Source organism: Streptomyces sp. NPDC091377, assembly GCF_044757045.1.
Classification (GTDB): domain Bacteria; phylum Actinomycetota; class Actinomycetes; order Streptomycetales; family Streptomycetaceae; genus Streptomyces.
The window spans coordinates 142,435-154,834 of record NZ_JBIVUE010000016.1 but is presented as its reverse complement, the minus strand read 5'-3'; the positions used below and the strand labels follow the sequence as shown (position 1 = coordinate 154,834).

The window sequence follows — 12,400 nt, the reverse complement described above, 5'->3', positions numbered from 1 at the left end:
AGTACCCGCCCGTGAGTCTCGTGACCCTCCTCCCGTTCATCGTGCTCATCGGGGCCATGTTCCTGATGACCCGGTCGGCGAAGAAGAAGCAGCAGCAGGCCGTCGACATGCGGAACCAGATGCAGCCCGGTTCCGGCGTCCGCACCATCGGGGGCATGTACGCGACGGTCAAGGAAGTCAATGAGGACACGGTGCTCCTCGACGCCGGGCCGGGCGTCGACCTGCTCTTCGCCAAGAACTCGATCGGCGCGGTCCTCTCGGACGACGAGTACAACCGCATCGTCCACGGCATCGAGCACGACCTGAAGTCCGACCTCGTCCCGGACGACGCGTCCTCGCTCACCAAGACCGACGAGCCCGCCGACGACGCTGCCGCCTCCGACGACAAGCCGGTCGACCTCGGCAAGAAGGACGCCGACGACAAGCCTTCCACCCCCGCCGGAGCCAAGGACGAAGCGCCCTCCACCCCCGCCGGGGCCAAGGCGGACGAAGAGCCGAAGAAGACCGACGGCGAGTCCGACGCGAAGTAGTCGTGCCCCGGGGCGTGCGGGCCCGCACGCCCCGCCCCGGAGCGCGCCCAGCTCGCAGGGGACCCCGACACCATGTCATGGCCGTCCGCCCGCCGACCCGGAGCGCGGCGGCCCGAGAGGGAGTACGAGAAGGTGGCAGCACCTAAAAAGGGCCGGAACGCGAGCGCCCAGAGCAAGCCGGGGCGCTCGCTGGTCCTGATCCTGATCGCCATCGTGGCGCTCACAGGAGGCATGTTCGCCTCCGGACACACCACTCCGCGTCTCGGCATCGACCTCGCCGGCGGCACCAGCATCACGCTCACGGCGGTCAACGAACCCGGCCAGCCCAACGCGATCAACAAGACCAACATGGACACCGCGGTCGACATCATGGAGCGCCGTGTCAACGGCCTCGGTGTCTCCGAGGCCGAGGTCCAGACCCAGGGCGATCGCAACATCATCGTCAACATCCCCAAGGGCACCAACTCCGAGCAGGCGCGCGAGCAGGTCGGCACCACGGCCAAGCTCTTCTTCCGCCCCGTGCTCCAGCGCGAGGCGGCGGTCCCCGAGGGTGAGAAGCCCAGCCCCTCCGCCAGCGGCAGCCCCTCGTCCTCGCCGAGCCCCTCCACCTCGCCGAGCGCCTCCGGCAACGACGAGAAGGCCACCGACCCCTCGGCCGACACCACCCCGTCCTCCTCGGCCACCACCCAGGGCCGCGCCGTCACCGACGCCCTCAAGGCCGACGAGACGCCGTCCCCCTCCGCCAGCGGCACCACCAGCCCCTCGCCCTCCGCGAGCGGCGACCAGGCAGCGACGCCGGACAGCAAGCTCCAGGCCGCGTACACCGCCCTGAACTGCGCCGACGAGAAGCAGCGCAACGAGGCCGGCCAGAACGCCAAGCCCGGCGACTCCACCGTCGCCTGCGGCCAGGACCAGGGCGTGTGGAGCAAGTTCCTGCTCGGCCCGGTCGGTGTCGACGGCACCGAGATCGACAAGGCCGAGGCGATCTTCGACACCCAGAGCGCGGCCGGCTGGAAGGTGGTGATGGACTTCAGCTCCAAGGGAGCCGGCAAGTTCGCCGACATCACCGGCAAGCTCGCCACCCAGACGTCGCCGCAGAACGAGTTCGCGATCGTCCTGGACGACGAGGTCGTCTCCCACCCGTACGTGAGCACGGCGATCACCGGCGGCAACGCCGAGATCTCCGGAAACTTCAACCAGACCGACGCGGAGAGCCTGTCCAACATGCTCTCCTACGGTGCGCTCCCGCTCACCTTCAAGGAGTCCAGCGTCACCACCGTGACCGCCGCGCTGGGCACCGAGCAGCTGGAGGCCGGTCTGATCGCCGGCGCCATCGGCCTCGCCCTCGTCGTGATCTACCTGGTGGCCTACTACCGCGGTCTGTCGCTCATCGCGATCGCCTCGCTGCTGATCTCCGCGGCCCTCACCTACGTGATCATGTCGCTGCTCGGCCCGGCCATCGGCTTCGCGCTGAACCTGCCCGCCGTCTGCGGCGCCATCGTCGCCATCGGCATCACAGCGGACTCGTTCATCGTGTACTTCGAACGGGTCAGAGACGAGATCCGCGAGGGCCGCTCCCTGCGCCCCGCGGTGGAGCGGGCCTGGCCGCGCGCCCGGCGCACCATCCTGGTCTCCGACTTCGTGTCGTTCCTCGCCGCCGCCGTGCTCTTCGTCGTCACCGTCGGCAAGGTCCAGGGCTTCGCGTTCACGCTGGGCCTGACCACCCTGCTCGATGTCGTCGTGGTCTTCCTCTTCACCAAGCCGCTGCTGACGCTGCTCGCCCGCAAGAAGTTCTTCGCGAACGGCCACAAGTGGTCGGGCCTCGACCCGAAGAGGCTCGGCGCCAAGCCTCCGCTGCGCCGTACCCGTCGCCCTGTCGCCCCCGTCGCCCCTGTCGACCCGAAGGAGGCGTGAGATGTCGAAGCTCGGCAACCTCGGCGCCCGGCTCCACCGCGGTGAGGTCGGATACGACTTCGTCAAGAACCGCAAGCTCTGGTACAGCGTCTCCATCCTGATCACCATCACGGCCATCGTCGGCCTGGCGGTGCGCGGTCTGAACATGGGCATCGAGTTCCAGGGCGGCGCCGTCTTCACCACCCCGAAGACCACCGTCTCGGTCGCCCAGGCCGAGGCGTACGCCGAGGAGGCGGCCGGTCACCAGGCCGTCGTGCAGGAACTCGGCTCGGGCGGTATGCGCATCCAGATCTCCGGTGTGGACACCGCCAAGTCCGACCAGGTCAAGCAGGAACTCGCCCAGAACCTGAAGGTCGACGAGGAGGCCATCAACGCCGACCTGGTCGGTCCCAGCTGGGGCGAACAGATCGCCAACAAGGCATGGCAGGGCCTCGGGATCTTCCTGGTCCTCGTCGTGATCTATCTGGCGATCGCCTTCGAATGGCGCATGGCGATCGCGGCGTTCATCGCGCTCATCCACGACATCACCATCACGGTCGGTATCTACGCCCTGGTGGGCTTCGAGGTCACCCCGGGCACCGTGATCGGTCTGCTCACCATCCTGGGTTACTCGCTGTACGACACGGTGGTGGTCTTCGACTCCCTCAAGGAACAGACGAAGGACATCACCAAACAGACGCGCTTCACCTACAGCGACATCGCCAACTTCTCGATCAACAGCACCCTGGTCCGCTCGATCAACACCACGGTGGTCGCGCTGCTGCCGGTGGCGGGCCTGCTGTTCATCGGTGGCGGTGTCCTCAGCGCCGGCACGCTGAACGACATCTCGCTGTCGCTGTTCGTCGGCCTCGCGGCCGGCGCGTACTCCTCGATCTTCATCGCCACGCCGCTCGTGGCGGACCTCAAGGAGCTGGAGCCGCAGATGAAGTCCCTGCGCAAGCGGGTGCTCGCCAAGCGCGCGCAGACCGCCGAGCAGGGCGAGGCACCCGCGGCTCCGGGCCCGCAGGAGACGTACGACGACCTCCCCGAGGACGCGGCCCCCGCCGTGGTCGGCCCGCGCGCCCAGCCCGTCTCCCGGGGCCGGGGCCGGGGTCGTCCGTCGGGGAAGCGCCGATGACGGACATCAAGGAGCTGCTGCTCAGCCGTATCCGCGACGTGGCCGACTATCCGGAGCCGGGAGTGGTGTTCAAGGACATCACCCCGCTCCTGGCCGACCCGGCCGCGTTCGGCGCGCTCACCGACACCCTCGCCGAGATCGTCGTACGGCGGGGCGCCACCAAGGTGGTCGGTCTGGAGGCCCGCGGATTCATCCTCGGCGCCCCCGTCGCCGTCCGGGCGGGCGTCGGCTTCATCCCGGTCCGCAAGGCGGGCAAGCTCCCCGGAGCCACCCTCAGCCAGTCCTACGACCTGGAGTACGGCTCGGCGGAGATCGAACTGCACGCCGAGGACCTCAGCGCCGATGACCGGGTCCTGGTCGTGGACGACGTCCTTGCCACCGGAGGCACCGCCGAGGCGTCCGTCCAGCTGATCCGCCGCGCCGGAGCGGAGGTCGCGGGGGTGGCGATCCTCATGGAGCTGTCGTTCCTGAACGGCCGGCAGCGGCTGGAGCCCGCGCTGGCAGGCGCCCCGCTGGAATCGCTGCTCACGATCTGACCGAGAGGTCTCACGGACGGGCGCCCCGGGCTTCGGCCCGGGGCGCCCGTCCCGTTCACGGCGGCCCCGACCGACCAGGAATCCATGATCGGGGAATCAGCGGACCCCCACCGGTGTTTTCCGGCCAGAGGCCCGAGGACCGTCCTGAAGGCGATGCCGAAGCCCAGGATCGCTACCATGGGGTCTCCGGAGCCTGACCGGGGGAACCGGATCGCGCACGAGGAGCCCTCTTGCCAGACGAGGCCCAGCACCTGACCGCCGCCAAGCCCGAGCGAGCCTCGGAGCCGGCGGACCGGCCCGCGCCGACCGCGAAGAACGCGAAGCAGGACCCGCGTGGGACGGTCGAGCACGCCCAGTCCGCCGCCGCGGACCGGCCCGGTGAGGCAGCGCGCCCCAAGCCCGCCGCGCCCGAACGCCCGGCCGCCCCCGTCCCCCCGGTGACCCCCGCCACCCCGGCCACCCCCGCGATCCGCCCCGCCCCCGCGGCCCAGCAGCCCGCCCGCTCCGGCTCCTCCAACCGCGTCCGCGCCCGGCTCGCCCGGCTCGGCGTCCAGCGCTCCAACCCGTACAACCCGGTCCTGGAGCCCCTGCTGCGGATAGTGCGCAGCAACGACCCGAAGATCGAGACGGCCACGCTCCGCCAGATCGAACAGGCGTACCAGGTCGCTGAGCGCTGGCACCGCGGACAGAAGCGCAAGAGCGGCGACCCTTACATCACCCACCCGCTCGCCGTCACCACCATCCTGGCCGAGCTGGGCATGGACCCGGCCACCCTGATGGCCGGGCTGCTGCACGACACCGTCGAGGACACCGAGTACGGCCTCGACCAGCTCCGCCGTGACTTCGGCGACCAGGTCGCCCTGCTGGTCGACGGCGTCACCAAACTGGACAAGGTCAAGTTCGGGGAGGCCGCGCAGGCCGAGACCGTGCGCAAGATGGTCGTCGCCATGGCCAAGGACCCCCGGGTCCTGGTCATCAAGCTCGCCGACCGGCTGCACAACATGCGCACCATGCGCTACCTCAAGCGCGAGAAGCAGGAGAAGAAGGCGCGCGAGACCCTGGAGATCTACGCGCCGCTCGCCCACCGCCTGGGCATGAACACCATCAAATGGGAGCTGGAGGACCTCGCCTTCGCGATCCTCTACCCCAAGATGTACGACGAGATCGTCCGGCTGGTGGCCGAGCGCGCCCCCAAGCGGGACGAGTACCTGGCCATAGTGACCGACGAGGTCCAGCAGGACCTGAGGGCCGCCCGCATCAAGGCGACCGTCACCGGCCGGCCCAAGCACTACTACAGCGTCTACCAGAAGATGATCGTCCGCGGCCGTGACTTCGCGGAGATCTACGACCTGGTCGGCATCCGTGTCCTGGTCGACACGGTCCGTGACTGCTACGCCGCCCTCGGCACCGTGCACGCGCGCTGGAACCCGGTCCCCGGCCGGTTCAAGGACTACATCGCGATGCCGAAGTTCAACATGTACCAGTCGCTGCACACCACGGTCATCGGCCCCAACGGCAAGCCCGTCGAACTGCAGATCCGCACCTTCGACATGCACCGCCGCGCCGAGTACGGCATCGCCGCGCACTGGAAGTACAAGCAGGAGGCCGTCGCCGGTGCCTCCAAGGTGCGCACGGACGTCCCCAAGACCGGCAAGGGCAAGGACGACCACCTCAACGACATGGCGTGGCTGCGCCAACTCCTCGACTGGCAGAAGGAGACCGAGGACCCGGGCGAGTTCCTGGAGTCCCTGCGCTTCGACCTGTCCCGCAACGAGGTCTTCGTCTTCACGCCCAAGGGCGACGTCATAGCGCTGCCCGCGGGCGCCACCCCGGTGGACTTCGCGTACGCGGTCCACACCGAGGTCGGCCACCGCACCATAGGAGCCCGGGTCAACGGCAGGCTCGTACCCCTGGAGTCCACCCTCGACAACGGCGATCTGGTGGAGGTCTTCACCTCCAAGGCGGCCGGCGCCGGACCCTCCCGGGACTGGCTCGGGTTCGTCAAGTCACCGCGCGCCCGCAACAAGATCCGCGCCTGGTTCTCCAAGGAGCGCCGGGACGAGGCCATCGAGCAGGGCAAGGACGCCATCGTCCGCGCGATGCGCAAGCAGAACCTGCCGATCCAGCGCATCCTCACCGGCGACTCCCTGGTCACCCTGGCGCACGAGATGCGCTACCCGGACATCTCCGCGCTCTACGCGGCGATCGGCGAGGGCCATGTCTCCGCGCAGAACGTCGTACAGAAGCTCGTACAGGCGTTCGGCGGCGAGGAGGCGGCCACCGAGGAGATCGACGAGTCCGTACCGCCGGCCCGGGGCCGCAGCCGCAAGCGCCGCTCCAGCGCCGACCCCGGCGTGGTCGTCAAGGGCGTCGAGGACGTCTGGGTCAAACTGGCCCGCTGCTGCACGCCCGTGCCCGGCGACCCGATCATCGGCTTCGTCACCCGCGGCAGCGGGGTGTCGGTGCACCGCAGCGACTGCGTCAACGTGGAGTCACTGTCCCGGGAGCCCGAGCGGATCCTGGAGGTCGAGTGGGCGCCCACCCAGTCCTCGGTCTTCCTGGTCGCCATCCAGGTCGAGGCCCTCGACCGCTCCCGGCTCCTCTCGGATGTCACCCGGGTCCTGTCCGACCAGCACGTCAACATCCTCTCGGCGGCCGTCCAGACCTCCCGCGACCGCGTCGCCACCTCCCGCTTCACCTTCGAGATGGGCGACCCCAAGCACCTGGGCCACGTCCTGAAGGCCGTCAGGGGCGTGGAGGGCGTGTACGACGTGTACCGGGTGACGTCCGCCCGCAACCGGGGCTGACCACCTGCCCACCGGCCCCTGGCCTCGCGTAGGGGCGGGCCTCCGGAATCGCGAAGGGGGCCTCGCGCCACGGCCGTAGCCGTCCGCGAGGCCCCCTCCGGAATTCAGGGCACAGCGCCGTGACCTATCCGCCGAACTCCTGGAGCCCCTTCAGCGCCTGGTCCAGCAGCGCCCGCCGACCGGCCAGCTCCTTCTCCAGCTTGTCGGCCTTGGCGGTGTTGCCCTGGGCGCGCGCCTGCTCGATCTGCTGCGTGAGCTTGTCGACCGCGGCCTGGAGCTGACCCGTCAGCCCGGCGGCCCGCGCACGCGCCTCCGGGTTGGTCCGGCGCCACTCGGTCTCCTCGGCCTCCTGGATGGCCCGCTCGACCGCGTGCATCCGGCCCTCGACCTTCGGCCGGGCGTCCCGCGGCACATGGCCGATGGCCTCCCAGCGCTCGTTGACCGAGCGGAACGCGGCCCGCGCGGCCTTGAGATCGCCGACCGGGAGGATCTTCTCCGCCTCTTCGGCCAGCTCCTCCTTGAGCTTGAGGTTCTCCGTCTGCTCCGCGTCCCGCTCGGCGAAGACCGAGCTGCGGGCGGCGAAGAAGATGTCCTGGGCACCGCGGAAGCGGTTCCACAGATCGTCCTCGTGCTCGCGCTGCGCGCGGCCCGCCGCCTTCCACTCGGCCATCAGCTCGCGGTACCGCGCCGCCGTGGGACCCCAGTCGGTGGACCCGGAGAGCGCCTCGGCCTCGCCGACCAGCCGCTCCTTGGTCTTACGGGCCTCCTCGCGCTGGGCGTCGAGCTGTGCGAAGTGCGCCTTGCGCCGCTTGGAGAAGGCCGAGCGGGCGTGCGAGAAGCGGTGCCACAGCTCGTCGTCCGACTTGCGGTCGAGCCGGGGCAGCCCCTTCCAGGTGTCCACCAGCGCCCGCAGCCGCTCACCGGCGGCCCGCCACTGGTCGGACTGCGCGAGCTGCTCGGCCTCGACGACCAGCGCCTCCTTGGACTGCCTGGCCTCGTCCGTCTGCCGGGCCCGCTGCGCCTTGCGCTCCTCGCGGCGGGCGTCGACCACCCCGACGAGCTGGTCCAGGCGGACCCGCAGCGCGGCCAGATCGCCCACCGCGTGGTGCGCGTCCACCTGCTCGCGCAGATGCTCGATGGCGGTCTGGGCGTCCTTCGCGGACAGGTCGGTGGTCTTCACCCGCTTTTCGAGGAGGCCGATCTCGACCACCAGCCCCTCGTACTTGCGCTCGAAGTAGGCCAGCGCCTCCTCGGGGGAGCCGGCCTGCCAGGAACCGACGACCTGCTCGCCGTCGGCCGTACGCACGTACACGGTCCCCGTCTCGTCGACGCGGCCCCACGGGTCGCTGCTCACAGCGCCTCCTCCACATGATGTCCCGGGGCTCTCAGCGCCCCGGACATCGTCCACAGTTTCGTCACGGCCAACATAGGCGAACGGCGGGTGGCCTGTCCGCATCCAGCACGACCGAAATTTCGCAGATGGCCGCCCTGGTCATCAGGATTTCGTGACCGTCGCCTTGTCGATCACGACCGTCGCGTTGGGCGCCCCGTCACCGGCGCCGGTGTTCTCCCCCGCGCCGGCGATTTTCTTCAGCACCTTCATGCCCGACGCGGAAACCGTACCGAAGGGCGTGTAGTCCGGAGGCAGAGGACTGTCCTGGTAGACGAGGAAGAACTGGCTGCCGCCGCTGTCGCGGCCCTCCTTCGTCTGGGCGTTGTACTGGTTGGCCATGGCGACCGTGCCGGCCGGGTAGGACTTGCCCTTGAGGCTGTCGTCCTTGAGGTTCTCGTCCGGGATCGTGTAGCCCGGACCGCCCGTGCCGTCGCCCATCGGGTCGCCGCACTGCAGCACGTAGATGCCGTTCGTGGTCAGCCGGTGGCACTTGGTGTGGTCGAGGTAGCCCTTGCCCGTGAGGAACTCGAACGAGTTCACCGTGCGCGGAGCCGCCGACGCCTTCAGGGCGATGTCTATGTCACCGCACGTCGTCCCGAGCGTCATCGTGTAGTCGGCCGACTCGTCGATGGACATCGCCGGCTCCTTCTCCCACGTCTCCGTCTTGGCCTTGCCGGCCGCCGGCTTCTCGCACGGGTCCGGAGCGCCGCTCGTGGGCGGCGCGCTCGGCGTCGACTCGGCGTTCGCGTTCGACTTGTCGTCGTCCCCCTTGAAGGCGTCCGTCGTGTACAGCGCGAGGCCGCCGATCAGAACCACCGCGATCGCCGACGCGATCGCCGCGTTGCGTGTACGTGCCTTGCGCCGGGCGTCGGTACGCCGCTGCTGCTGCCGCAAGAACTTCTCCCGGGCGAGCTGACGCCGCCGCTGCTCCTGGCTGACCACCGGGTTTACTCCTCATGCGTCTCGAACGTCGGCCGCGGTGCAGGTGCTTTCGTTGAGCCGACCGCCTGCGTGTGCCCGTACCGTATATGGGTTACCTGGGGATCCGGCAGCGCCGGTAGGCTCTGACGGCGGGCGCAGCCGTCCGCGAGCCTCCCGAGCGGCGTGAAAGCACCGCCCGAACCGCCACAAACGAAGGACGATCGTGCTCATTGCCGGGTTCCCCGCCGGGGCCTGGGGGACGAACTGTTATCTCGTCGCCCCCGCCGCCGGTGAGGAGTGCGTGATCATCGATCCGGGCCACCAGGCCGCCCCCGGGGTCGAGGAAGCGATCGGCAAGCATCGGCTCAAGCCCGTCGCCGTCGTCCTCACCCACGGCCACATCGACCACGTGGCCTCGGTGGTCCCGGTGTGCGGCGCGCACGACGTGCCCGCCTGGATCCACCCCGCGGACCGCTACATGATGAGCGACCCGGAGACGGCGCTCGGCCGCAGCATCGGGATGCCGCTCATGGGCGAACTGACCGTGGGCGAACCCGACGACCTGCGGGAACTGACCGACGGCAGCACCCTGGAGCTGGCCGGACTGGAATGGTCCGTCGCCCACGCGCCCGGCCATACCAAGGGGTCGGTGACCTTCCGGATGCCCGAGACCTCCGACGTCCCGTCGGTGTTCTTCGCCGGGGATCTGCTCTTCGCCGGCTCCATCGGACGCACCGACCTGCCCGGCGGTGACATGGCCGAGATGCTCGACTCGCTGGCTCGCGTGTGCCTGCCGCTCGACGACTCGACCGTGGTCCTGTCCGGCCACGGCCCCCAGACCACCATCGGCCGCGAGCGCGCCACCAACCCGTATCTGCACCAGGTGGCCGCCGGCCCCGGGAGCGCCGACGCTCCCCGACGAGGAATGTGACGAGAGACCTTCCGTGAGCACCTTCAAGGCCCCCAAGGGCACCTACGACCTGATCCCGCCGGACAGCGCCAGGTTCCTCGCCGTCCGGGAGGCGATCGCGGCCCCGCTGCGCACCTCCGGCTACGGCTACATCGAGACACCCGGCTTCGAGAACGTCGAGCTGTTCGCGCGCGGGGTCGGCGAGTCCACCGACATCGTCACCAAGGAGATGTACGCCTTCGAGACCAAGGGCGGCGACCGGCTCGCCCTGCGCCCCGAAGGCACCGCCTCCGTACTGCGCGCCGCCCTGGAGGCCAACCTGCACAAGGCGGGCAACCTCCCGGTCAAGCTCTGGTACTCCGGCTCCTACTACCGCTACGAGCGCCCGCAGAAGGGCCGCTACCGCCACTTCTCGCAGGTCGGCGCGGAGGCGATCGGAGCCGAGGACCCCGCGCTCGACGCCGAGCTGATCATCCTGGCCGACCAGGCGTACCGCTCGCTCGGCCTGCGCGGCTTCCGGATCCTGCTCAACAGCCTGGGCGACCAGGAGTGCCGACCGGTGTACCGGGCCGCGCTCCAGGACTTCCTGCGCGGCCTGGACCTGGACGAGGAGACGCTGCGCCGCGCGGAGATCAACCCGCTGCGGGTCCTCGACGACAAGCGCGAGGACATCCAGAAGCAGCTCACCGGCGCCCCGCTGCTGCGGGACTACCTCTGCGACGCCTGCAAGGCGTACCACGAGGAGGTCCGTGAGCTGATCGGCGCGGCGGGCGTCGCCTTCGAGGACGACCCGAAGCTGGTCCGCGGCCTGGACTACTACACCCGTACGACCTTCGAGTTCGTCCACGACGGCCTCGGCTCGCAGTCGGCGGTCGGCGGCGGCGGACGCTACGACGGGCTGTCGGAGATGATCGGCGGCCCCGCCCTGCCCTCCGTCGGCTGGGCGCTCGGCGTCGACCGGACCGTACTGGCCCTGGAGGCGGAGGGCATCGAGCTGAAGCTCCCCGCCCCCACCAGCGTGTTCGCCGTACCGCTGGGCGAGGAGGCCCGCCGGCTGCTGTTCGCGAAGGTCACCGAACTGCGCAGGGCCGGGGTCGCCGCGGACTTCTCGTACGGCCACAAGGGACTCAAGGGCGCGATGAAGAACGCCAACCGCAGCGGCGCCCGGTACACGGTCGTGGCCGGTGAGCGCGACCTCGCCGAGGGCGTCGTCCAGCTCAAGGACATGGAGTCCGGCGAGCAGACGGCGATCGGCGTGGGCGAGATCGTGGCGGAGCTGGAGTCGCGCCTCGGCTGAGGCGTCCGGTCCGGGCGAAGGGCGCCCGGTGCCTGCCGTGCGGCGGGCATCGGGCGCCCTTCGTCATGGGTGACGGGGGTGACGGGGATGAAGGGGAGGCGGGGCGGGGTCCAGGGGCCACCGGTGCGACCAGCACTCGAAAACCTGTCCTGATCCGACCGCTGACGAGGGACCATCGGCCCTCCTTGCCCCGACTGAGCAGCACCGACGCCCGGGGGTGCGGCACAATGGCCCTGCCCGAAGATGGTCCGACTCTCCAGTGACGGAATCGGCGTGATGAGCAAGACGACAGTCAAGGACGAGGACGTCTCCACCGAGCCGGGGCCGCTGGGCGCCACCCCGCCCGCGCCGCGCACGGTGGGCGGCAGCAGGGCCCTCGCGCTGCTGCTGGTGATCACGGGCGCCGCCGGAGTGCTGGCCGCCTGGGTCATCACGCTCGACAAGTTCAAGATCCTTGAGGCCAAGGTGGCCGGGGAGACCTATGTCCCCGGGTGCAGCGTCAACCCCGTGGTGTCGTGCGGCAGCATCATGGAGAGCGACCAGGCGACCGTCTTCGGCTTCCCCAACCCGATGCTGGGCCTGGTGGCCTACGGCATCGTGATCTGCGTCGGCATGAGCCTGCTGGCCCGCGCCACCTTCCCGCGCTGGTACTGGCTGACCTTCAACGCCGGGACGCTCTTCGGTGTCGCCTTCTGCACCTGGCTCCAGTTCCAGTCCCTGTACCGGATCAACGCCCTGTGCCTGTGGTGCTCCCTGGCCTGGTTCGCGACGATCGTCATGTTCTGGTACGTCACCTCCTGCAACATCCGCAACGGCTTCCTCCCGGCGCCCGCCCCGGTCAAGCGCTTCCTCGCCGAGTTCACCTGGGTCCTGCCGGCCACCCACACCGGCATCATCGTCATGCTGATCCTCACCCGCTGGGGAGCCGACCTCTGGGCCTGACCCCGGCCCTCCCCGGGGCGTTCCCGGACCGCG

General features: G+C 70.0%; 10 protein-coding genes. 8 read left to right on the top strand and 2 right to left on the bottom strand.

The genetic code is table 11. The features are described 5' to 3' along the window. The first annotated feature begins 11 nt into the window (after nt 1–11). The 5 genes from yajC (at nt 12) to ACIQNG_RS29530 (ending at nt 6,904) form a co-directional block, all read left to right on the top strand. Nucleotides 12–530: a preprotein translocase subunit YajC gene (gene yajC / locus ACIQNG_RS29550; protein ID WP_401489247.1), complete on the top strand. Its 519-nt coding sequence runs from the start codon at nt 12–14 to the stop codon at nt 528–530. A 132-nt stretch (nt 531–662) separates the two neighbouring features. Then, the gene (gene secD / locus ACIQNG_RS29545) at nt 663–2,444 is read left to right on the top strand and encodes a protein translocase subunit SecD (RefSeq protein ID WP_401489245.1); all 1,782 of its coding nucleotides are present in this window, start codon (nt 663–665) and stop codon (nt 2,442–2,444) included. Nucleotide 2,445: 1 nt separating this feature from the next. After that, on the top strand, nt 2,446–3,561 hold the full coding sequence (gene secF / locus ACIQNG_RS29540) for a protein translocase subunit SecF (protein ID WP_401489243.1): 1,116 nt from the start codon (nt 2,446–2,448) through the stop codon (nt 3,559–3,561). Then, nucleotides 3,558–4,097 carry an adenine phosphoribosyltransferase gene (locus ACIQNG_RS29535; RefSeq protein ID WP_401429378.1) on the top strand — a complete coding sequence of 180 codons (540 nt, stop codon included), beginning with the start codon at nt 3,558–3,560 and terminating at the stop codon, nt 4,095–4,097. The genes secF and ACIQNG_RS29535 overlap by 4 nt, the downstream gene beginning before the upstream one ends. A gap of 230 nt (nt 4,098–4,327) precedes the next feature. Continuing rightward, nucleotides 4,328–6,904, top strand: coding sequence for a RelA/SpoT family protein (locus tag ACIQNG_RS29530; RefSeq protein ID WP_401429380.1), 2,577 nt, complete (start codon nt 4,328–4,330; stop codon nt 6,902–6,904). A gap of 124 nt (nt 6,905–7,028) precedes the next feature. On the opposite strand, the gene ACIQNG_RS29525 is transcribed toward ACIQNG_RS29530, so the two are convergent. Together ACIQNG_RS29525 and ACIQNG_RS29520 are read right to left on the bottom strand one after the other, a co-directional pair. Next, nucleotides 7,029–8,258 carry a DUF349 domain-containing protein gene (locus ACIQNG_RS29525; protein ID WP_401489240.1) on the bottom strand — a complete coding sequence of 410 codons (1,230 nt, stop codon included), beginning with the start codon at nt 8,256–8,258 and terminating at the stop codon, nt 7,029–7,031. A 141-nt stretch (nt 8,259–8,399) separates the two neighbouring features. Continuing rightward, a complete protein-coding gene (locus ACIQNG_RS29520) occupies nt 8,400–9,239 on the bottom strand; it encodes a peptidylprolyl isomerase (RefSeq protein ID WP_401429384.1) in 840 nt (279 codons plus the stop codon). Between the two features lie 202 nt (nt 9,240–9,441). On the opposite strand from ACIQNG_RS29520, the gene ACIQNG_RS29515 reads away from it, so the two are divergent. From ACIQNG_RS29515 to ACIQNG_RS29505, 3 genes are all read left to right on the top strand, one after another. Then, nucleotides 9,442–10,149 carry an MBL fold metallo-hydrolase gene (locus ACIQNG_RS29515; protein WP_401429386.1) on the top strand — a complete coding sequence of 236 codons (708 nt, stop codon included), beginning with the start codon at nt 9,442–9,444 and terminating at the stop codon, nt 10,147–10,149. Between the two features lie 13 nt (nt 10,150–10,162). Further along, nucleotides 10,163–11,425: a histidine--tRNA ligase gene (gene hisS / locus ACIQNG_RS29510; RefSeq protein WP_401489238.1), complete on the top strand. Its 1,263-nt coding sequence runs from the start codon at nt 10,163–10,165 to the stop codon at nt 11,423–11,425. Between the two features lie 276 nt (nt 11,426–11,701). Beyond that, nucleotides 11,702–12,367, top strand: a complete 666-nt coding sequence (locus tag ACIQNG_RS29505) for a vitamin K epoxide reductase family protein (protein WP_401489236.1) — start codon at nt 11,702–11,704, stop codon at nt 12,365–12,367. Nucleotides 12,368–12,400 lie beyond the last annotated feature (33 nt).